The following is a 23,722-nucleotide window of genomic DNA, read 5'->3' as shown; positions in this document are numbered from 1 at the left end:
AGATGAAGAATATAAAATATTATTTGCTTGGTGGAGTAATTACTGCTTTCTCACTTGGACTTACCAGTTGCGAGTTGGAGTCAGAAATATATGATTCTATTAATGGAGGAATATTCCCAACAACAGAAAGTGATGCAGAAGCTTTGGTGACAGGAAATGCATATAGTGTATTTATGAACAATGGCTATGATGGCATGTTTAACATAGCGACAGGAGTATTGCTAGTTTCAGATCTAATGTCAGATTATGGAGAATGTACTTGGCGCGGTTGGGAACCGATTCTTTATAATCGATGGAGTGTGGGAAACAGTTATAATGATAACCATTGGCGATGGGCAAAATATATGGGAAAAATTACCATGACTATCGATCGTATTGAAAAGATGGATTTATCGGATGATGTAAAAAATAAATATCTGGCAGAATTACACTGTGCTCGTGGTTGGCTGGCTTTTTCGATGTGGGACTTATATGGACCAATACCTATTGCTGATATTGAAACCTTGAAAAAGCCGTTGGAAGAGCAGATTATTCCACGTTTGTCTGAAGAAGAAATGCAGAATTTCATTGTAACAGAACTTACTGCTGCAGCATCAGTTCTACCTTATAGTTATGCAAAAGAAAGTTCAGAGTATGGACGTTTTACAAAAGGATTGTGTAACATGGTTTTATTAAAATTCTATATGCAAACCCAACAGTGGGCAAAGGCAGAGGAACTAGGACGTGAACTGACAAAAGCTGAATATGGGTATAAATTGGAACCTAATTATGCAAGTATTTTTAAATTGGCAAATGAGAAAAATGCGGAGACAATTTGGGCGGTTAATTGTTTGCGTGGAACGCAAGAGCATAAATGGCATCCTCATGTATTACCAAATGATTTTCCTGGGTCTGAAACTTTGACAAAGTGGAATGGATACAAAATATCTTGGGATTTCTTCGATACTTTTGAACCGGGTGACAAACGTTTGGAAACTATTATTTATGCATATACAGGAACAGATGGAACTACTCATAGCGAAGTAAATGATAAAGTTTCAAGCGATAAATTATTGTATTATGGTGCAATTCCCTGTAAATATGACTGCTATGACTTTGTAGGTACTCAAGGGGAAAATAGTGAAACTGATTATATCATATATCGTTATGCAGATGCTGTTACATTGTATGCTGAGGCAATGGTTCGTAATCAAAATATGATAACAGATGAAGCCCTTTATTGGTTGAATGAAATCAGAAAAAGAGCAGGTTTGTCTGAATATCAAAGATCAGATTTTTCGAATACACGTGACTTTTTGGATAAATTGTTATTAGAGAGAGGCCATGAATTATTCTTTGAGGGTTGCCGCCGTCAAGATTTAATTCGTGATGGATCATATGTTGATGCAATTAAACACAAGTGTCAGGTAGTAGGACAAACGACTTTAGTAAATAAAAATTATGAGCGTATACCGTTACCTCAAAGTGTAATTAATGAAGGTAAAGGACAGATAGAACAAAATCCTGGTTATTAATTCTAAACAAAAATCCGATAATTATTATTTTAATGATTATCGGATTTTACTAAAATAAAAAAACATGAAATACACAAAAACATTCCTTTTACTAGTCATCATAACGATATTATCAGCATGTAAGACAAATACAAGACGGACTGTTTATTATCAAGGTATTTATGCTGATGATTCTACCGGTCTAGAAGGGCTATACAATCCTGAACGTGGTTTCCGGTTAGAAGTTGCAGTGGATATTGCTGACAAAAATTATGTTTGGGAACCGGAGAAATATCCTGATATTACTTCCTATCTAGAAGAACAGTCTGAAATGTATGCTTCAGATAGTGTTTCTTTGGTACAAACTTATTTTTATCTGACCGGAATGGTGGGTAAAGAACTTACAGACGAAAATTTCCAGGTAATGGATACATTTTTTTATAAGCTGCGTAAATTGGGGAAAAAATCTGTTTTACGCTTTGCTTATGAAACAGATTTTATGGGACGTGTGAAAACTGGTCCAACACTAGAAGATATCATTTGTCACACAGAACAATTAAAACCATTTCTTGAAAAAAATAAAGATGTTATTCAGGTCGTACAAGCAGGAATGATTGGAGCCTGGGGAGAATGGCATAGTTCTTTTCATGGTTTGGAACAATCTGAAGAGACAAAACGGATCATACTTGAAAATATATTGTGTATGACACCTGAAAATAGAAAGCTACAAGTGAGAGTCCCCTCTTACAAAAATCTTCTGAAAAAGAATGAGAAGGCATATAGCAGGATCTCTTTTCATGATGATTTCATTATTGTCGATCCGCATAAGTGGGATGGAGGTATGCACGAAGGAACAGAATTTTTTAATCAAATTGTGAGGGAATCTCCTTATCTTCCTGTAGATGGGGAGTTACCTTGGGGAAATTGGAGTGTAAATAAAGGACCTGATAATCCGGAACCCGGTTGGATTATAGATGGAATGAAAACAGCAAGACAACTATTTTTGCAACATTACACTTCCTTGAGTGCAATACATAATTATAAAGAAAGAGGAGCTCCTGATAAATATTCAATGATGTATTGGAAAGAGACTCCTGTAGATAGGACTTTCCTTAAAGAGAATAAGATGCCAGTTTCGGATGCGTATTTTAAGAAAAAAGACGGATCCCCAGCGGAACGAAATGTATTTGACTATATCCGTGATCATTTAGGATATAGGATAGAATTACAGGAAATGACAGCTCCTTCCATTCTGTCATTTACAGATTTGAATTCTGTTGAAATATCTTTGATTAATCGGGGTTTTTCTACATTGTTTAATGAACACCCAGTTTATCTGGTTCTGATTGATGAAGCCGAAAATGTTTGTTATACAAGTCTGACTAATGCGGATGTAAATACCTGGCAACCCTATCAACCGGGGGATAGTCTGTGTAGCCCTCTTGTACATAAAGTGAAGAGCGACCTGAAAATTCCGGCTGATTTAAGTAAAGGTACGTATCGCCTTGGACTTTGGATTCCGGACGGTTCCGAGCGCTTAAAATATGATAATCGTTTTGCAATCCGTTGTGCAAACGGTAACGTCGGCTGGTGGATTTCAAAAGATAAAAAATATGGGATTAATATATTATCGGAAATTGTATTATGAAATTTTATTATATACTAATTCTCTCATCCATATTGTTTTCTTTTTCCGGTTGCAACAACCATAAGACTGTATCTATATCTTTCAAACCTGATACAGTTAGCGTATTAAGGAATCCGGCAATGGGGTGGGTTATGTATGAGGAAGGATGGTCTTTTAATGGAGGAAAGAATAATCCCTATACACCTGAAATATTTTGGGAAGAGATGGATGCTGTAAATGCTTCAGCATATTCAAATATTTTGTACATCCGCGTTTTATGGAATGTCATGGAACCAGAGGAAGGCCGGTATGCTTGGATTCACAATGAAGCTTATAAAAATTATATCAGGAAAGCTAAAGATCGTGGATTAAAACTAGCATTTCGGATTTTCTTTGATAATGGAGTTCCTGATTTTGTGTATAAAGCAGGATGTAAGTCAACGCTGGATCCCCCCATGTCTTTAGAGAATGACAAACAACCTTATTATGATGATCCGGTTTTTCTTGAAAAATTGACAAACTTTATCCGGGCATTTGCAAAAGAGTATGATAATCCGGATATTGTTGATTTTGTTGATGCTTATGGTTTAGGACGATGGGGAGAAGGGCATGGTGTGACCCTTAAAGATGAGAGGAACAGAGAATATGTTATGAGAAGAGTGACAGAAGAATATGCAAATAACTTTAAAAGGATTTTAACTGTCATGAATTTGTCTTTTGCCGATTATAAATACAGTAAACCTTTAGTATATGATAAATTGGGATTTCTTCCACGACGTGATGGCATTGGCAGTTTTTGGTTTGATGACGAAGAAAGAAAAATGCTGAATGAACTGTTCCCTGATAAAGCATTCATTGGTGAAGGATGTTATTGGTTTAACTCTCCAACTGATACAACCAATTATCATGATTATTTTAAAGAAGAAAAACGTTTTAATATAAATAATTTTAGCGAAGCGTTGACTGTCGGTGTGGAAGATGCTTTGGTATCTCACTCTAATACATATGATTTAAGAGTACCAGCTCAATGTAAGTTTTGGATTGAGAAGTTGCCTGACCCGGTTCAAAAGTTTATTACGTTGGGAGGATACAGACTTTATCCGTTAACTATAAAGATTCAGCAAGATAAAAACTCTTTAAAAATTGAACATGTATGGACTAATTTCGGTGTAGGAGTTTTGCCTAATCGTCATCCGAACTGGAATCATAAATATCAGGTAAGTTTTAGTTTGCTTGATCCTTTGACTAAAGAAGTTAAATTTGTTTATACTGATGTGAATGTTGAACCTTCTGATTGGTTGAAAGGAAAAAATTATTCTTATACTTCATCTTTTAGAGTCCCGGATGAGCTATCTTCGGGGAATTATTATTTATGTGTTGGAATAACAGATAGCACAAAAAAGAACCAACCAGGAATAATTTTGTCTTTACCGTCTGATAATATTTTGAACGGATGGGCTTCTATTACTTCTGTACAATTATAAATATTTGTTTTGTATATTATAGATAAAAAGGGACTGTCTAAAAAGTATTTCGGCTCTATTTATTTAAGATTGATTTCAAATCTCAAGAACGAAGAGTTACTTTTCGGGCAGTCCCTTTTATTTTATTTGATCTTCTCAAACCAAGGCAATCTCTCCAGCGGGGCCTCCACCTCTATTGTTTTCGGTCCACGAAATTTCTTACCTGTATCGTCTCTCCATTGCCCTTTGGGTAACATTACTTTACGAGTATGTTCTTTGGTCAGGATTGGAGCTACCAAATATTTATCTCCCAGCATAAACTGGTCTTTACAATCCACGAATCCCTGATGGGGGAACGCATATTCCATATGGCGGAGAATAGGCTCACCTGTTTGTGCGGACCTGCGGGCTTGTTCCAGGATATAACTACCCATTTTCTCATGTAAGTGGGCATATTCACGGCAAATAGCCAGATGTTTTTCATCGAGAATACGCCAGGGAGCTACAGAAAACTGCATCATAGGCATTAATGTGTGAACCTGGCAGGAACGAACGATCAAATCCTGATCCAGTTTGGTCTGATCTACCCCCAGGAAAGAACCGAACTGGCCTCCGCCAATCATATCGGGACAAGCGTATGCGTATCCTAATAATCCGGCAGCGATCATATCAGGTATAAGAAGTCCTACGGCATTCCAGGAATAATCTTTATCACCCAAGCGTTGAACCAAAGCCTGTCCACCCATTTTCCAACCGGCACGGTATTCATTGAACGGAAAATCTAACCCTATCTTTGCCCAATATTCGCACATGTCGACTGATGTTGCCTTTTTATCATAAAACTCTAGTTCCGGATCATTATAATGACCGATATCACCTGCATCGAATTTAAAACCATCGACACCGTATTGCGTCTGCATATTGCGTAACTGCTGTTTCAAATGTTCTGCTGCAGCCGGATTACTCAAGTCATAACAAGCACTGTATCCATTCCACCAGGGAATTATAGCGGCTTGCTTAGTTCCCTTCTTCTTGATCAGGTATCCTTTTTGCTGTAACTCGCGAAATTCAGGGCTATCCGGACTTACAAACGGGCAGATCCATAACATAATACGGAATCCGTCTTTGTGCAACTGGTCGATCATTCCTTTCGGATCCGGGAAACGTTCTGGCTTGAATTCAAAATTACCGTAATGTTTCTGCCAATTATCGTCTACCATGAAAACTCCTACCGGAAATTTATTCTTTAATATATTGTCTGCATATTTTAAAATATCTTTTTGATTCTGATTATACATCAGTTCAATCCATGTATTATATTGCGGCATAGAGAAAAATAGAGAGTCGGGTAACTCTCCCGAAGCGGGAAAATATTTACTTGATGCTGCCAAATAGGCATCTTTCAATGTATTACCGGCTAATACGGGTTCCAGATTTTCATAATCTGAAAATATTTGCAGGTTACCGTTCTCTACCTTGAAAGAAAATGGTTTGTCACTCCAGATATATCTTCCTTCAGAAGATAAAAGAAGAGGTACATTCTGATTGTTCAGGTTTTCAGAGGCTAGATCAAATAGACGGACGTTGTCTTTAAAAGGCATTTGAGAGCCTAAGCCAACCATACCTCCCCACCATTTTTCACCTTCCAAAGAAGTGATTTTCGATTCATATTTACTTCCGGCCCAACATGACAATGTAAAACATACAGCCAGGAAGGCTAGAAGAAGTGTCTTTCTTAAATGCATAGTGTTATTATTTAAAGTTTTTATTCGAATACTTTTGCAAAGATACGTTTTACAGTTGAAATACAGTCTCCTTCCGACTTTGCAGGATAAAAACTAGTATCTTTAGTCCAAGGTTCCTCCAATACGTAGAAATCCGGCTCTTCGGGATTATTTCCTTCCAGTTTTTGGTATTGATAATCGAACCAGTATTTCCAGCGCATGTAATAAAAATCTTTTAAGATACCATTCCATTCTTTGTGGGCATAATCTCTTAGACCTCCGTCGTCTGCGGCATTCCGGTTTCCCCATGTTGTGATCTGTACCCGCGCATTCCACTCATAGAGGTCTTTCTCTTCAGGTGTATGACCGATAGAACGTGCTTGTTGGATCCAGTTACCCACCTTGAACTCCGGACGCGTTCCTAACAATTCGTCTTGTAACAGGAGCAATGTCAGAAAGCGATCTGTGGACACTTTATAAAGAGACTTGTCTCCGGAGATATAGGCTGCTTCAACTACTTTTTCAATCCTTCGCCCTTTTTCAGCGATAGCTTGACGAACAATATCTACCAGATCATATTCAAAGTTATTATTCCCCTTAAACAGGTCAGCTACAGAAACCATCATAGCTGCAGCATGAATTACATCTTCGGGATCATAATAATCTTTCATTTCAGACCAGCTGGATACCTGATAAGGATGTTCAGAAGGACGGGCGCAGAAAATAGATTCGTGCGTTCCTTGCTGCACATTCTCGGGCGGGCAATTATAGATCGAATTACTTAGTAATATCCAAGCGTCTTCTATTGTCTTGTTTGTCTTTCCGTAGCGGGCAAATACATAATTCTTTACCCATTGATCTTTATCAAATTTCTCAGCACGCCAGGGAAGCTCTGTAAGCAATTCGAACATGACAGGATTATTCTCGCTACCTTCCATGGTCATACCCACGCCTTTCAGTGTTTTTCCGAAAGGACTTCCCTTGGCTTTATAAAATTCATCGATCACGTGGCTCATCTTTCCATGTAGTCCGACGTTACCCCCATAATTCAACAACATACAATAAATCCAGTCGTGTTGTCCGAACCCGTCTTTTCGATACCAGGTGGATTGAGGATCTCCCCATTGAGGACGGCTTTCTGCAAACAGGTCCAAAACGATCATATCACCGGCTTTCAGGTTTTCTATCATTTGAGAGCGAGGATTAGCTTGCCATGCCTGAGCTACCCAAACAGCTTTCGGATTATTCTTTTTCATGGCTTGCATGATTGCTTTCCCGGCAGCATCCAGATTTACTCCGGCAACACTACCCCCTTCATGAAACGGGTCCATGCTGTAGAAATTAGACTTACCATAGAGTTTGTTCATCTCTTTATAATAGAGTGATGCTATTTCGTGAAAACGGGGATCGGTCGGCAACAGAAAAGCCGGTCGGCGATAATCACACCATAAGCCCGGATCAGATACATTTAATCCTAGTTTTTCCTTTGCATTATGAGGAACCATACCAGAGTAACCCGGAAGTACAGGTTCAATACCATATTCACGCATTCGTTTTAAAATACGCTGTTGAAGAGCTATTTGTTGTTTATACCAACTATCCGGATTAGGACCTCCCCATCCTTCCAGGTTATTCATCAGCCACCAGGCTTGAAAGCCAGGACCGGCAACAAATTCGTTAATCTCGTCTTTACTGTATCCTAATTTACTCAGCACGTTATACCATACACCATCCGTACCTACCATTGCCAGTGGCAAATTAATGCCGTGCAATGCCATCCAGTCAATTTCTTTTTCCCAGCGTTCCCAGTCCCAAAAGGCCATGGTGTACGAATAAGTACAGTAGTTGAAATCATAGCGATATTTCATTTCTGTCTCATGGCGTTCTTTTTTAGAGACTGCCGGTAAAACTTCCGGTAGTTTAGCCTGCATGCCATTCCATGAGAGATGAATCCCTACATAATATTTCAGATACCAGTTTATACCGGTTGCAATACTGACATAATTGTTTCCTCGTATAACAATTTTATTGTCTTTTTGATCGAGTTCAAAAAAATCGACAGGCGATTTTATCTGCTCAATGATGAATTTGCGTGAAGCCCCTTTATCAATGCGTTCCAGTAGTCCATCGATAGGGGAAACTGCCTTCATAATGAAAGAAAGAAATAACAAACAAAAAATATATATACCTTTCATAGATGGAAAATTATATGTTAGATTTTAGGAAAATTAAAAAATCCAGTCACAGAAGTCTGCCTGTATCGTTTTTTCCAGGTTCTTCCCTTTAAATGGCTTAAACTTTACCTGACAGGCTTGTTTTAAATTGCAGTGTAAATGTACGATTTGTTTTTCAAAGGAAGATACCTCTAAAGCGTTTCCTTTTCGTTTTACATCGCAATTGTATCCTTTTACAGAACCGTCCGGACGTTCTATGATAAAGGCGTTGGTAAGGACTGTCTCTCCTATGCACTTAAATAACTCATGCACATCATTATCCTGTGTGTTGACCGTTTGCCAATCGCTAATCATATTCACGTACTGTTCTCCTATCACAAATTGACGGGTTTCATATAAACGCGGATGCGGATTACCGAAGCTCAGGGAATCTGCCGTATAATGCGTATCTGCGCTACAAGCCTGTTCTACCTTAAGATGTGGATCGACAACAAAAGCCCAGCGTAAATCTCCGGTTTTGTAATCAAGCAAATTGGAAAAGGCTCCCATTGCATTAAATGTCTGCATCAACCATTTCTCTTCACCGGTTAGGAGATATGCATAGTAAGTTGCATAAGCACGCCATGCGCTCCAGCCATGAGGGGAATTAAACATATTCGGTAACATTTGTACATCGTACTGGGCTTCCCAATAACGCATGGTTCCCTGTCTTCTCCGGGCATCCGGAACCCGTAGTTGCGTCAGGCAATCATGACTGTTCAGAATTTTCAGCATGGCATCCGTATAGTGTTTATGTAGTCCGCCATCTTTTTCGAGAACGGCAAGCATCCCTATTTGAAGGGCTGAACAAGATATCATGCCATCTTCAAAAGTCAACTCTCCTTCTGTCTGGAAATCTCCCTGGGAAGCGACTAGCTGATCAATTGCCCGCTTGGCTGAAGTATAATGACGGTTGTACGCATCTTTCCACACTGGGTCCTTTTCAGCTAACTCTTTTTCTGCCAAAGCCAGTTCCAGGATACTTTTTGCCACATAAATAACACTGGTATAGATAGTCCCATGATTATAATAAGCTCCGTCCTCGCGTTGAGAAAAGCGGATCATCCAATCTGCCAGTAAGGCTGCTTTATTCAGGTCATTAATATCTTTTTGAGCCTCATATTTATCTACCAGCATTCCGATTGTCGTGGATGTATTCTGAATCCGGGATGCATAATGTTTAGGTTCCATTTTTACAGAATCGTGTAATAGGTCAAACAGGTAGTTGAAACGTAGAGAGACTTGTTTATCCAACTTTTGATCGGGAAAATAACGTGCTGCAAGAAATGCCGAATAGAAACCATACCAGCTTTCTGCATGCGTTGTGGCTTTCTGATGATATTTAAGAGTGGCTAAACGCGCCTGTTCCATAACCCATTGCCAGGAATGACGTGCAAAGAGAATGGCTTCGGATTGTTTCTCGCCATCTGTAACAGTAACAGTGTATAATCCCGTTTCCGGCAATATGGAAGTAACCTCAGATTTCCCTTTACCTGATTGTCTTACTGAAACCGGCAATATTTTACCTTTATCGTCGATGATTTGAATCTCAGGAGATGTTGCGTAGACCTCGAAACTGGCTTTATCACCGGGTTGATAGGTGGTTTGTTCTATTTTCAGAAGAGGAAGAGCATATGTACGTGTGATTTCAGACTCCAGGTTATCCAAAGTACCGATATTTATGAATGAAATCAACCATGTTTTTGTTTCACCTTGTTTCAGTTCATATAAGTTTTGGGGATTTCGGTCTGGTAGCGGAAGTTCGTTCATTAAATCCAGGTTTAAGGATTCAATACGGTGTCCCATAAACCAATGGGGAGGCGGATCCATATAGCCAAGATTGTAATCGACACTCCAGGAAGCTATCGGTTGTTCCGAGACAATTCCGAGCGTATGTTCGGAGGGAGTTTGTAAATAACCATAAAAATGCGTTTTCTCACAACGCATTAGCGTCGGAAAATATTTGCCGAACCAATCCGGGTATTTATCCATATAGGTATCGACACCCAGTTTTAGTCCGGCTTTTTCAGGTTGAAAAGGAACGGCAGAGGAATTATGAAGCTTCACTTCTATCGTGGGAACCGACTTATATTCCCGATAGGTTAATTCACATTTTACACCAAAAAGTGAAGTCCGGAAAGAAGCATATCCGTTAGGTATCCATTCCGCTTTATATTCTTTTCCATCCATCCGGACATAAAAAGAAGGACCATCATTCTTTTTACCTGAAAAAAATGGTATTGTGTCGTTACTTTGTTTTCCTTTAAAAATCAATTGTCGGGACAATCCATCCTGGGAAATATTCCATTCCCAATTCGCTTTTTTCAGATTCGTCTGGGCTGATAGAACAGTCGACAAAATAAAAAAACAAATAAATAACAGTTGTGTTTTTCGCATGTGAACAATGTTTATCATAGTAAAATAAAAAGATCTTTATGCAGCATTATTATTTCTGACAATACTGCACAAAGATCTTACAAAATTAATTAGTTATCGATAATACTACTATCAATAACCCGGATTTTGAATCACAGTACCCTTACTTTCATTAATAACGGACTGAGGCAGCGGCATCAGGTTCATATAATCCTGAGCTGTCACAGATCCTCTGTATTTGCGGGCGTATTCGATATATTTACCGTAACGGATCAAATCTGTGCGACGTGCCCCTTCAAACCAAAGTTCATGACCACGTTCTTCCAGAACTTTTTCCAGAAAATCGTCGACACCTTTGATATCGGAAAGAGTATAAGTAGAAATGCCAGCACGTGAACGAACCATATTCAATAAGTCGACAGCCTCTTGTGTGACAGCATTACCTTTGCGGACAATTGCTTCAGATAATAAAGTAATGACATCCGCATAACGATATACAATCCAGTCAATCTGACTCTCCTCACCTGTTGCTGCAGGATCTTCCCCGTATTTAACCGGCATAGCGCCTGTTTGTAATACTGTACCCGGATTTTCTTTGTTATAAAGCTTTCCGTCTGTTCCTACAAATTCACCGACCAGAACTTCCAATCGTTTATCATTCTTATCGAAGGTGTCATAGAAATCCCATAAAACACGGTAACCACCCCATTTTTGAATACTTTCATTTTTTGTCGGATACTGACTGGAGAGAACATGGGCTTGCCAGAGTTGCTGGTTTACACTACTACTGCAAATGGCAGCCCAGATCGTTTCTACATTACCTTCATTTTCCAGTGTAAAAATATCCTTGTAGTTATTTACCAAGCCATATCCATATTCGGGTTTCATCAGTTCCCGTCCGCATTCTTCTGCTTTAGCCCAGTTTTTTTCATGCATATACAATTTCATTAATACCGTATATGCCAAACCTCTTGTGAAACGTCCGTAATTACTGTCTGATGATTTATAAGTCGCCGGTAATACTTCGACAGCTGCTTTTAGGTCATTTTCGATGAAAGTAACCATTTCTTCCTGTGAAACACGAGGAATGATCTGTTCTGCCAAAGGATTGTTCAGTTGCTCTAAAGTTGGGATTTGTACGGGACCATAGTAATCATACAATATATAACCTAACCAACCGCGACCACAGAGTACTTCTGCTTCCAGCCGCTTTTTTGTCTCTTCCTTCATTTCAATGCCGGAAATACGATCTAATGCTAAAGTCATTTTTCCGATGTAGTTGATGTAATTCTTATATATCTTCGTCGGGCAATCCGATGAAGGTGTAAAGTTTACATCCAGCAAATCGGGCCAACATACATCATTCCATTGGCAATAACCGATATCTGTCGTCATTTCTGCGATTACATGGACACCTCCATTTGCAGCTGTGAAAAGACCGTCATACCAATTAGAGCGGAAAGGGGCATAAGCAGCAGCTGTAACCAAAGCGTTGGCATCATTTTCATTGACGGGAAAAATATTAGGGTTGATTACATCATACATTTCTGACTCTAGATTCGTACAAGAAGGCAAAAATGCAGTCGTTGCCAGCGATACCGATAATATATATAGTAACTTTTTCATATTATTCTCAATTTAGACTTTAATTAAAATGTTATATCCAATCCCAGGCTGAAACTTCTAACGTTCGGATAAGCCCATACAGAGTTGTCTGTTTCCAGGTCGAGTCCGTTATATGGAGTGATTGTAAACGGATTGTTGATATCTGCATACACACGTATATTTGACAAAACTTTCTTTGACTGTTTCATCGGAATTGTATATCCTAACGTAATGTTACGACAGCGAATGAACCAACTCTTTTCCAAATAATAGTCACCTATCTTACCGGTACTTGTGCTACCTGCAGAAACAGGGCTCTTATCCTGGAAATATCCCGGGCGGGTTGCCGTCGTATTATCATGAGCCCAAACATCCTTTGCTGAAACCGGCATATTATATCCACGATACATATTTACGATACCGGTCATGCCATCAGCTCCGGTCAACCACAAATCTTTATAAGAGCCGATATTCCACAGGGCGAACTGTCCGTAGAAATAAATATTGAAATCGAAGTTTTTATAGCGTAAAGTGTTGTTCAATCCCATCAGATATCCAGGGTCCTTACTTCCGTAAATAACCATATCGGCTTCATCTATCTTTCCATCGGGTTTACCGCTCTTGACCGGGATACCGTGTTTATCCACTTTCATTGTTCCGTCTTCGTTATAGACATAACCATCGAGGTCTTTAATCTTTACCTGTCCGGGGACAGATCCAGTCATCCAGTCAACAGTTTCACCTTCTTGGATCAAACCGTCAGAGACATAACCGAAATAATAACGAATCGGTGCGTTATATTGTGAATAGGCTGCCGGCTTCCATGATGCATCACGGGTTTTCCATTTGTCGCGATAAAATGAGAATGTAAAATCAGAATTCCAACTAAAATCTTTGGTGTCAATGTTTTTGGTATTGATTGTTATTTCGAGACCCTGGCTCTGAGTTTCTCCTATATTCGCAGCAATTTTACCCACTTCATTATAAGAAAGTAACGTACGTTCGCTTAACAAGTCCGATACAACTTTATGGAAATATTCTGCGGTTACATTCAGACGGTTATTCAGGAAACCTAAATCCAAACCGACGTTCCATTCCGTTGTTGTTTCCCATTTCAAGTCCGGGTTACCCATCTGATCCAGATAGACACCGACAGATTCTGTTCCACCGAATTCATTGTTATTTCCTGTCTTATAATAAGAAATGGCTTTGTTTCCGATATTGGAATTACCTGTTTGTCCGAAGCTCAAGCGTAACTTACCATTAGACAACACATTGGTTAACGGACGCATGAACTCTTCCTCTGTAAATCTCCAGCCTAATGCTACGGAGGGGAAATACCCCCAACGATTATTCTTTGCGAAGTTGGAAGCCCCATCGGCACGTAATGTCGCTGTCAATAAATAACGGTCTTTGAATGAATAATTCACACGACCGAAGAATGATGCCATTTCATCTTTGGATGCAGAAGATCCGACACTGGGTTTCGGATAAGCACCGGCCCCCAAGTTATTATACAGGAATCCGTCGATCAGGAACTGGCTGTTACCTGCCGATAAAGATTCGTCAGTAAAACGCTGGAAAGAATATCCGACCAAAGCGTTCAGGTTATGATTACCAAATTGTTTTGCATAGTTGGCAGTCAGTTCCAACAGATAATCGGATTTGTCATACTGGGCGATATCTGCCTGTCCGTCTTTTTTAGCCCCATAAAGGGTTGTTTTCGGCAGATAAACTTTATGCTTCTGGTAATTACGGTCAATACCTAAGTTCGCTTTCAATGTCAGTTCCTGGATTGGTTTTACTTCAATGAAAGAAGTGGCCAGTAACCGTTCTTTGGTTGTTTTGTCTGTTATTTCAAGTAGCGAAACCGGATTAGGCAGGAATGCTGCTTCGTCATTTAAAATATATTCTCCGTTTTCATCTCTAATACCCAATATCGGATTAAATTGGGCTGCTGCAACCATGATACTGGCATTCTCATTCTGTCCTGAACCTAATGGAACATTATTCATTTGGTTTCTTGACAAAGTCAGGTTTACACCTACTTTTACATATTTGCTGACTACTTGTTCCAGGTTCATACGACCGGTATAGCGCTCCATATCGTTGTTTTTTACAACACCATTCTGTTTGAAGAAGTTGCCTGAGATCAGGTATTTCGTCATATCGGTACCACCATTGATGGAAACATTATGCTGAGTTTGGAAACCTGTACGGGTAATTTCATCGAACCAGTTCGTGTTGTTTGCCGGATTGGCGATCTGGGAATCCGTATAACGGGGAACGTAAGCAGAAGAGGCTTCCGATTCACTCTTGCCTCCATAGACACCGATCTTATTATCTTTCATCCATTGCTCATACTGATAACGGTTTGACTGAGTCATATAATCTTTGGCATTCAACATATCGTAAGAATTAGCCAAAGTTTGAACACTGGCAGTTCCTGAGTAAGTAACTTTGGGAGTTCCGGTCTTACCTTTCTTAGTTGTAACGATAATAACGCCATTACCTGCACGTGCTCCGTAAATAGCTGTAGAACTGGCATCTTTCAGCACTTCTATTGACTCGATATCATTCGGGTTGATAGAGGCCAGAATATTATCGGTTGTACCGCTGGAGTATTTGCCTGTTTTGATTTTATCCTCATTAGGTGCACTTACCGGAAAACCGTCGATGATAATCAACGGGTCGTTACTGGCATTAACAGAAGCGGCACCACGGATACGAAAGTTTGTTCCTCCACCGGGTTGTGCACTTACTGCGCTAACTTGTAAACCGGCTGCTTTACCTGCCAGGGCATGGCTGATAGTTGATACCGTACCGACTGGCGTATCATCCATCTTTACCGAAGCAACAGCTCCTGTCAAGTCTTTCTTTTTCATTGTACCGTAACCGACAACGACTACCTCTTCCAAGGCTTGCGTATCTTCCTTCAGTAAAACATTGATTACATTTTTACCTTTTACGGCTATATCTTGTTGAATATATCCGATAAAGGAGATTTGAAGGATAGCACCATCCGGAACTTCAATGGAGTAGTTTCCATCCATGTCGGTTGTTGTACCATTGGTTGTCCCTTTTTGAATAATATTGGCTCCGGTGATCGGTCCGAAAGCATCGCTGACCGTACCTGTTACCTTGCGTTCCTGTTGTGTTGATGCAATGATAGGTGACGAGGTTTCGTTGGTCAGTACAATGTGGCGGTCTTTGATTGTGTATTTCAAACCGGTTTTCATTGCAATAGCATCCAAAACATCTTGAATATTGGCATTCTTTTTCGTAATAGAGATTTTTTCATTTTTGTTAATCTCTTCCAGATTATAGAAAAACAGAAATTCAGACTGTTTTTCTATTTGTTTCAACACATTTTCCAATGTTTCATTCTTCGCGGAAACATTCAGTTTCGCAGTCTGTGCATAAGTTGCGGCTACCATCTGTGATAAACAAATGGTTAGCATTAACACGGTTAATTTCATGATTTTTATAGTTCTTTTCAGATTTACGGAAACAACTATACGTTGATTATTCATATTTTTGAACGTTTTAAGATTAAACATCAATTCCACGGCAATGGAAGTTTAATTGAATCACACATTTCAGAAGGGAGGATCCGGCAAGATTTTCCCTTCTTCTTTTTTCTTTCTACTCACTCATGATTATTACAATTTAAAGATTAACAATTAGTTATATTTCATTCATGGTTACATGATGATCTTCTATTTTGTATTTTATCGGTATGGATAAATTGACTATCTCCATAATATCTTTTATACTTTGCCCCCGATAAAAAGTACCTGTAAATGTACGGTTGTATAAATCTTCCGATAGGACAGTGAATTTGACACCGTAAACATGGCTCAGCCTGTCAAGGATCGCTTTGAGGCTTTGTTCGGAGAAATAGTAATATCCTGTCGTCCATGAAGTAAACTGTCTGGCATCTACATGTTGAAGCGAAGATTGTTTTGTATTACGATTATATACAATCTGTTGATCGGGCTTCATTATTGTTGACTGGGACAGATTCATTGTTGTCAATCGAACAGAACCTTCCAATAATGTGGTTATCACCAATGAATCTAGCGGATAAGCCATTACATTGAACTTTGTGCCCAGTGCTTCTATATCCTGTTCTTTAGTCTTCACTATGAAAGGTTTGTCTTTTTGTTTGGCTACTTCAAAATAGGCTTCTCCTTCCAGATATACGATACGTTTGTCTTTACCGTAATCTTTGTCATAATGAAAGGTCGTTTTAGAACCGAGACTGATATGTGTACCGTCTGGTAATTCTACGACATCGGCCTCCAGGCCGTCTCCTCCTATATATCGTGTATAGAAACCTTTCTTTTCATCTTTAAAGAAAGAGAAGAAAAAGGTTGAACTTAAAATAACAGCAACTAATGCTACTGCGGCATAGCTACCGACTTGTCGCCATATATTGAAATGTTGTCTTGATCTTCTTTTATCTAATAGACGATCCCAGCTCTCCTTGACCGCTTGTGTACTGTACGTGGATTTTCCGGCATCAAACATCGCTTTTACTTCGAAGAATTCTTTTTTATTGTTTTCACTCTCATTTATCCACGAGTAAAAACGATTATTTTCATCTGACGCAAGTGTTCCTTGCAGATATCCAATGATTAGTTTTATATGTTCGTTCTCCGGGGTCATTTTTTATTTATTGCATCTAGTGACTTAGTCCTTTATGAACTAAGTAATTTTTCAAATCTCGGAAACAGTCAAAAGAACCACGCAAATTGAAAACTTCAACTCTTTTACTTCTGCTATTTTTGCTCATACTTAATCTAATAGACTGAAGAATATGAAACGTTATGGAAGTGTTATCGGTATAAAGCCGGAAAAACTGGAGGAATACAAGAAATTACATGCTGCCGTATGGCCGGCGGTACTGGCTATGATCCGCGAGTGTAATATCCGCAATTACTCAATTTATTATAAAGACGGGCTGCTGTATAGCTATTATGAATATATCGGAAATGACTATGAAAAGGATATGCAACGAATGGCTGCCGATCCGACCACACAGGAATGGTGGAAACTCACTGATCCCTGTCAGCAACCCATAGAGAATCGTGCACCCGGAGAATGGTGGGCGGCCATGGAAGAAGTTTTCCATACGGACTGAATATAGTGCCTCTTTCGAAATAAACAAGCTTTAAATATTATTGAACATGAATGACATTATTAGTAAACTTGGCGAATGCGTGGAATTCGGCAAGATCAATTTGGCGTCGCCCTATCCGCCGGCAATGAAAGGGTTGCCCGGTGCGGATGAACTGACCCGTGAGGCTTTGGAGAGCGGCTTATCTCCTCAATCGGTACTGAATGATGCTCTGATCCCGGCAATGAACCGGGTCGGTAATAAGTTTACGGAAGGAAAGATATTCGTACCGCAGATGTTGCTGTCGGCTAAAGCGATGAACAGTGCCATGAAACACCTGAAACCCTATTTTCAGAATGGTGAGATCAAACGTAAAGGAGTATTTGTTATCGGTACCGTTATGGGCGACTTGCACGATATCGGCAAGAACCTGACGGGTATGATGGTGGAAGGTTCCGGTTGGGAAGTGATCGACCTGGGGACGGATGTGCCGGCCGAGAAGTATATTCAGGCATTGGACGAACATCCGGGAGCTGTTTGCGGCATGTCTGCCTTGCTGACTACAACCATGAGTAATATGCAACCGATGATCGCCACTATCCGGGCAAAATATCCCGAGACTAAAGTCGTTGTCGGTGGAGCTCCGTTGAATGCAGAGTTTGCACAAAAGATCGGAGCGGATGCTTATGCCCGTGATCCGCAGGATAATATTAACTGGTTGGATTCAATCGTAGCCTGATAACGTATGAATAAGTTTATCAAACAATTACAGGATAGTGACAAACGGATCGCTATCCCTATTATGACCCATCCCGGTATTGAAGCGATCGGGAAGAAGGTGATCGACGCTGTTACGGATGGAAATGTGCACTATCAGGCAATCAGGAATGTGACGGAAACTTACCATACAACAGCTTGTACCGTCATTATGGATTTGACAGTCGAGGCAGAGGCCTTTGGTTGTACGATCAATATGCCGGAACATGAAGTGCCTAGTGTTACGGGCAGACTGGTATATGATGAAGATACCGTGAACAATCTGCAGGTTCCCTCTTTATCTGCCGGCCGAATGCCGGAATACCTGAAAGCAAACCGCCTGGCTGTTGAAAACATAAAAGACAAACCTGTCCTGTCCGGTTGTATCGGTCCTTTCTCTTTGGCGGGTAGGCTCTACGATATGTCAGAAATTATGGTCGGTATTTATATCGAACCGGATGTGATAAAAACATTATTGGATAAATGTACAGCTTATATTACCGCTTATTGTCGGGAACTGAAAGCGATCGGCGCAACAGGTGTGATTATGGCTGAACCGGCTGCCGGGTTGCTTTCCAATGAGGACTGTCAGGAGTATTCGACTGTCTATGTCCGGCAGATAGTGGAGGCGGTACAGGATGAAGACTTTACTGTGATCTTACATAATTGCGGAAATAGAGGACAATGCACCCAAGCAATGATCGATTCCGGAGCCGCAGCTTTACATTTCGGAAATGCAGTGGATATGGTTGAGACACTGGAACAATGTCCGTCAGACCTTATCGTGATGGGAAACATCGATCCTGTCGGTATCCTGAAGCAAGCCACTTCAGAAGAGGTGTACCGGGCTACAGCCGATCTATTATCAAAAACATCGCAGTATAAAAACTTTGTTATCTCTTCCGGTTGTGATATGCCACCTTTGGTTCCGGATGCGAATATCAAAGCGTTCTATCAGGCAATAGCTGATTTTAATAAAGGAAGATGATGTTCCGGTCATATACATTTTCGTTTGAAGAGGTTCGTCCGGAAATACCGGTATTGATGGAATACCTCCAGATTCCCGATTCGGAGAGTTATGTTCTCGTTGCGGAGATTGTGGAGAGAACCTTTGACGAATTGAAAGATTCGAAAGAGATCATCGGAGGATATCGTCTGCTGGATTGTCCGGAAGTAAATGTAAAAGAAGGAATAGTCAATGGTTCTTCGGGATGTTTGCATACAGGACGTAAAATCAGTGGTTATATGCAAGGAGCTGATCGGATCGCTTTATTTCTTTGTACGGCGGGGAAAACTTTTACTGAGTTGTCGCATGCCTATCAACAGAATAGCGATTTTCTGGAAGCATTTGTGGTCGAGTCGATTGGCTCGGCAACCGTTGAAAATGCGATGGATAAGGTGCAGCTGTATTTGGAAAAGGAGATGATGAACCAGGGGAAGAAGATCACGAACCGTTATAGTCCCGGTTATTGCGAATGGCCACTCTCTGGACAGCGTGATCTGTTTGCCTATATCGGCGATCATCCGACCGGGATCACGATCAATGAATCTTGCCTGATGCAGCCGATCAAATCGGTTAGCGGAATTATAGGAATAGGGGATGAGGTTAGAAAACGATCTTATGGCTGTGACATTTGCAACAGTACCTCTTGTGCGTATCGGAATATTAGAAAGAAAAACCAATAAGAGTTATGACATTTGAATTATTATTTGGAATCGGGCTGATTGCTATGGGAGCTTTCTCCTCAGGAAGTTTTTCGATTCCCTTCGGAAGAACCCGTAACTGGGCTTGGGAGAATTATTGGCTGATATATAGTTTGTTTGCTTATGTGATTGTCCCTGTAGTGGCATGTTATGTTTTTTGTCCGGGCTTTATGAATGTGCTGTCTGGGATTCCGGCACAGACATTGGGATGGATCTTTATATTAGGTTTTATCTATGGCATTTGTAATCTGACATTCGGACTTTCCCTGCGTTATCTGGGACTTTCGTTGGGCTTCTCGCTCTCTTTGGGGTTGATGATGATACTGGGGACGATCATTCCTCCGGCTATTGACGGGCGGTTGAGCGTTCTTCTGCAACAATCCGGTGGAACGATGTTGATAGCAGGTCTGTTGATTGCCGCAGTCGGTATAGCTTTGAGTGGATATGCCGGTTATCGGAAAGATAAAGGAGCCGGACCGGAAGCGAATCCGGAACTTGATTTCAAGAAAGGATTGCTATTGGTTCTATTCGTCGGCATAACCGGTGCGTCACAAGCCTTAGGAATAGAGCTGGGTGCAGAAATTTCGTCTGCAATAATTGCTTCGGGTGTCAATCCCTTGTTCCAGACATTGCCTGTCTTTCCTATTTTGTTTGGTGGCTCTTTTCTGGCTACTGCGTTATGGTGCCTGTTTCTGTCGAAGAGGAATAATAACCTGAAAGCCTTTATGAAAACAAAGGAGGTTGGCGTTTTGAGTAATTATCTCTATTGTGCTTTGGCGGGCTTTCTTTGGTTTATCAACTTTATCTTTTTCGGTATGGGGAAAAGCCGGATGGGTGAGTTCTCGTTTACGGCTTGGGGAATTATGATGTCGCTGACCATTGTCTTTGCCACCCTTTGGGGATTGTATCGCGGAGAATGGAAAGCTACGGATACAAAGACAAAAGCCTGGATGTATGCAGGACTGGTTGTATTAGTGATTGCTTCTTTCGTGATAGGGATGAGCGGAGGAGAGTGAGGGGAATTAAAAATTGAAAATTGAGAATTGAGAATTATGACTTCAAGAGAACGTGTTTTATCAGCTATAGCTCATAAAGAGCTCGACCGTGTTCCGGTCGATATGGGAGCAACTCCCAGTTCAGGTATCTCGGCAATTGCCTACTCCAATTTGCTGAAACATTTAGGACGGACCGATTTGCCGGTGCAAATATACGACGTCGTGCAACAACTGGCACAACCGGATATGTCGTTGATCGATCAGTTCGGTATCGATGTCCTCGATATTGGGCGGACGTTTAATGTACAACCATCCGACTGGCACGAAACAATATTGGCTAACGGAGATAAGGCTTTATATCCTGCCTGGTTCCACCCGATAGAACAGCCGAATGGCTCTTATCACTGCTATGATACGGACGGAAAGCGGGTATTGGCAATGATGCCGAAAGGTGCCACCTTCTTTGACCAGTCTTATTTCCCTTATGTGGATGGCTATCCCGACAGCTATGATAGTCTGGATGACGAGATGGGGCGTGTCCTTTGGTCGCGTTACGTGCACAGTCCCTGGGATCATGCTGCCGATGATGGTTTTTGGGAGCAGTTGAGAGCAAATGCTTTGCATTTGCGGGAAACAACGGATAAGGCATTGATGATCGTCTGCGGTTGTAACCTTTTTGAATGGGGAACTTTCCTGCGCCGGATGGATAATTTCCTGATGGACCTGCTTTGTGATCCGGACCAGGTGGAGCGTGTATTGGATGAATTACTGGAACGTCACCTGGCAACACTGGAAAAGGTCTGTGCTTCGGTCGGTGACGTAGTAGACATTATCCGTTTCGGGGATGACCTCGGAATGACGACCGGTCCGTTCATGGATCCGGATACTTATAAGACTCTTTTCAAACCCCGCCATAAGCAGTTATGTGATTATGTCAAATCACATAGCCAGATGCATACTTTTATCCATTCCTGTGGCTCTATCTCTTCATTGATGCCCCATATGATCGAGGCAGGGATCGAAGTATTCAACCCGGTACAAACCAATGCCGTGGATATGTCCCCTGAGTTCCTGAAAAAAGAATTCGGACAGGATTGTACTTTCTGGGGCGGTGGCGTAGAAACCGTCGGTACATTGAATAACGGTACGCCGGATCAGGTGCGTGAACAGGTGTTGGAGCGTTTGGAGATCATGTCGTCCGGTGGTGGCTTTGTCTTTAATACTGTACATAATATACTTCCGGATGTTCCACCGGAAAATATTATCGCCATGTTTGATGCGGTAAAAGAATTTAATGACAGGTGAACTGAGCTTCATTTTGCATATAAGTAGAATAATTTCCGTACTTTTGTCTTCTAATTTAAAGAACAGACAAAAGCAATGAAATATCTCATAAAAAGCCCGGAGGGAGCTATCCGGGCTTCCGTACAACTTCCTGCTTCCAAGAGCATCAGTAACCGTGCATTGATATTGAATGCCCTGAGTTATAGTCCTTACGATATACAGAACCTTTCCGATTGTGATGACACGGAGGTGATGGTCAGGGCGCTGAACTCCGATAGTCGTGATTTCGATATAAAGGCAGCCGGGACGGCGATGCGCTTCCTGACCGCTTTCCTTTCTAAAATAGTGGGTGAATGGACGATCACCGGAACAGAACGGATGAAGAACCGCCCGATCAAACTGTTGGTCGATGCTCTGAATTCTTTAGGTGCCCGTATCGAATATATCGAAAAAGAAGGCTATCCTCCTTTGCGTATTTTCGGAAGTGCTTTGCAGGGAGGCGAGATTTCATTGGCTGGAGGTATCAGTTCGCAATATATATCTGCCTTATTGATGATCGCTCCGTTGATGGAGAATGGCTTGACGCTTAACCTCGAAGGAAACATTATCTCCCGTCCTTATATCAATCTGACATTACAATTGATGGAACAGTTCGGGGTGAAAGCAACCTGGAACGGACAAACCATCAAGATTCTTCCTCAGGAATATAAACCGATCCGTTTTACCGTGGAATCTGACTGGAGTGCCGCCTCTTATTGGTATTCCATCATGGCTTTGTCCAAAAACGTAGAAATAGAGCTGCTCGGTCTTTTCAAAAACAGTCTGCAAGGCGATGCTGCCGGAGCGAAGCTATTCGCTCAGTTGGGTGTCGGAACGATCTTTACGGATCAGGGTGTCCGGTTGAAACATACAGGTAATGTGGCAAAGAAGTTACTTTATAATTTCGTCAATGAACCGGATTTGGCTCAAACTTTTGTTGTCTGCTGCGTGTTATTAAATATCCCCTTCCGCTTCACCGGTCTTCAGAGTCTGAAGATAAAAGAGACCGACCGTATCGAAGCTCTGAAAACAGAACTTCGTAAACTCGGTTACCTGCTGATCGACAGCAACGATAGTATCCTGGAATGGAACGGGGAACGGTGCGAACCGGAAGCAGATCCGGTTATCGCCACTTATGAAGATCACCGGATGGCAATGGCTTTTGCCCCGGCAGCACTAGTATTGCCGCTGGGACTGCAAGTTGCCGAGCCGGGAGTGGTGACAAAGAGTTATCCGGCCTATTGGGAAGACTTGAAGCAGGCCGGATTTAATATAATGGAAATTCAATAACACAACCGACAGCCTTGGCACTTATAACTGT

Annotated in this window: 16 protein-coding genes; 10 read left to right on the top strand and 6 right to left on the bottom strand. The window is 41.0% G+C overall.

The genetic code is table 11. From position 1 onward, the window contains the following. Window positions 1–2 precede the first annotated feature (2 nt). The 3 genes from P3L47_RS04400 (at window position 3) to P3L47_RS04390 (ending at window position 4,604) form a co-directional block, all read left to right on the top strand. A complete protein-coding gene (locus P3L47_RS04400) occupies window positions 3–1,514 on the top strand; it encodes a RagB/SusD family nutrient uptake outer membrane protein (RefSeq protein ID WP_122361387.1) in 1,512 nt (503 codons plus the stop codon). Window positions 1,515–1,578: 64 nt separating this feature from the next. Then, the gene (locus P3L47_RS04395) at window positions 1,579–3,141 is read left to right on the top strand and encodes a DUF4832 domain-containing protein (protein WP_277782809.1); all 1,563 of its coding nucleotides are present in this window, start codon (window positions 1,579–1,581) and stop codon (window positions 3,139–3,141) included. 131 nt (window positions 3,142–3,272) lie between these two features. Next, a complete protein-coding gene (locus tag P3L47_RS04390; RefSeq protein ID WP_277782808.1) occupies window positions 3,273–4,604 on the top strand; it encodes a hypothetical protein in 1,332 nt (443 codons plus the stop codon). Between the two features lie 122 nt (window positions 4,605–4,726). Here P3L47_RS04390 and P3L47_RS04385 read toward each other — a convergent pair whose 3' ends face one another. From P3L47_RS04385 to P3L47_RS04360, 6 genes are all read right to left on the bottom strand, one after another. Further along, window positions 4,727–6,328 carry a glycoside hydrolase family 31 protein gene (locus tag P3L47_RS04385; RefSeq protein WP_122361385.1) on the bottom strand — a complete coding sequence of 534 codons (1,602 nt, stop codon included), beginning with the start codon at window positions 6,326–6,328 and terminating at the stop codon, window positions 4,727–4,729. A 20-nt stretch (window positions 6,329–6,348) separates the two neighbouring features. Further along, window positions 6,349–8,502, bottom strand: coding sequence for an alpha-N-acetylglucosaminidase (locus tag P3L47_RS04380; protein ID WP_277782807.1), 2,154 nt, complete (start codon window positions 8,500–8,502; stop codon window positions 6,349–6,351). Between the two features lie 33 nt (window positions 8,503–8,535). Further along, window positions 8,536–10,917: a hypothetical protein gene (locus P3L47_RS04375; protein ID WP_277782806.1), complete on the bottom strand. Its 2,382-nt coding sequence runs from the start codon at window positions 10,915–10,917 to the stop codon at window positions 8,536–8,538. 111 nt (window positions 10,918–11,028) lie between these two features. Then, window positions 11,029–12,522 carry a RagB/SusD family nutrient uptake outer membrane protein gene (locus P3L47_RS04370; RefSeq protein ID WP_277782805.1) on the bottom strand — a complete coding sequence of 498 codons (1,494 nt, stop codon included), beginning with the start codon at window positions 12,520–12,522 and terminating at the stop codon, window positions 11,029–11,031. Between the two features lie 23 nt (window positions 12,523–12,545). Next, window positions 12,546–16,034, bottom strand: a complete 3,489-nt coding sequence (locus P3L47_RS04365) for a SusC/RagA family TonB-linked outer membrane protein (protein WP_277782804.1) — start codon at window positions 16,032–16,034, stop codon at window positions 12,546–12,548. Window positions 16,035–16,188: 154 nt separating this feature from the next. Next, entirely contained in the window at window positions 16,189–17,172 is a 984-nt protein-coding gene (locus P3L47_RS04360) for a FecR family protein (RefSeq protein ID WP_277782803.1), read from the bottom strand. 151 nt (window positions 17,173–17,323) lie between these two features. Here P3L47_RS04360 and P3L47_RS04355 point away from each other — a divergent pair, with 151 nt between their 5' ends. From P3L47_RS04355 to P3L47_RS04325, 7 genes are all read left to right on the top strand, one after another. After that, the gene (locus P3L47_RS04355; protein WP_277782802.1) at window positions 17,324–17,647 is read left to right on the top strand and encodes an L-rhamnose mutarotase; all 324 of its coding nucleotides are present in this window, start codon (window positions 17,324–17,326) and stop codon (window positions 17,645–17,647) included. 46 nt (window positions 17,648–17,693) lie between these two features. Next, window positions 17,694–18,362 (top strand): cobalamin B12-binding domain-containing protein, encoded by a 669-nt coding sequence (locus tag P3L47_RS04350; RefSeq protein WP_277782801.1) that lies wholly within the window; start codon window positions 17,694–17,696, stop codon window positions 18,360–18,362. 6 nt (window positions 18,363–18,368) lie between these two features. After that, on the top strand, window positions 18,369–19,367 hold the full coding sequence (locus P3L47_RS04345) for a uroporphyrinogen decarboxylase family protein (protein WP_122361377.1): 999 nt from the start codon (window positions 18,369–18,371) through the stop codon (window positions 19,365–19,367). Further along, window positions 19,364–20,065: a vitamin B12 dependent-methionine synthase activation domain-containing protein gene (locus tag P3L47_RS04340; RefSeq protein ID WP_277782800.1), complete on the top strand. Its 702-nt coding sequence runs from the start codon at window positions 19,364–19,366 to the stop codon at window positions 20,063–20,065. The genes P3L47_RS04345 and P3L47_RS04340 overlap by 4 nt, the downstream gene beginning before the upstream one ends. 5 nt (window positions 20,066–20,070) lie before the next feature. Next, the gene (locus tag P3L47_RS04335; RefSeq protein ID WP_277782799.1) at window positions 20,071–21,099 is read left to right on the top strand and encodes an L-rhamnose/proton symporter RhaT; all 1,029 of its coding nucleotides are present in this window, start codon (window positions 20,071–20,073) and stop codon (window positions 21,097–21,099) included. Window positions 21,100–21,135: 36 nt separating this feature from the next. After that, window positions 21,136–22,383 carry a uroporphyrinogen decarboxylase family protein gene (locus tag P3L47_RS04330; protein WP_277782798.1) on the top strand — a complete coding sequence of 416 codons (1,248 nt, stop codon included), beginning with the start codon at window positions 21,136–21,138 and terminating at the stop codon, window positions 22,381–22,383. A 75-nt stretch (window positions 22,384–22,458) separates the two neighbouring features. Further along, window positions 22,459–23,691, top strand: a complete 1,233-nt coding sequence (locus tag P3L47_RS04325) for a 3-phosphoshikimate 1-carboxyvinyltransferase (protein WP_277782797.1) — start codon at window positions 22,459–22,461, stop codon at window positions 23,689–23,691. The last annotated feature ends 31 nt before the right edge of the window (window positions 23,692–23,722 follow it).

It is taken from the genome of Parabacteroides chongii, from assembly GCF_029581355.1.
Classification (GTDB): domain Bacteria; phylum Bacteroidota; class Bacteroidia; order Bacteroidales; family Tannerellaceae; genus Parabacteroides; species Parabacteroides chongii.
Note: the sequence above shows the minus strand (reverse complement) of the source record. Positions and strands in the feature narration are given on the sequence as shown.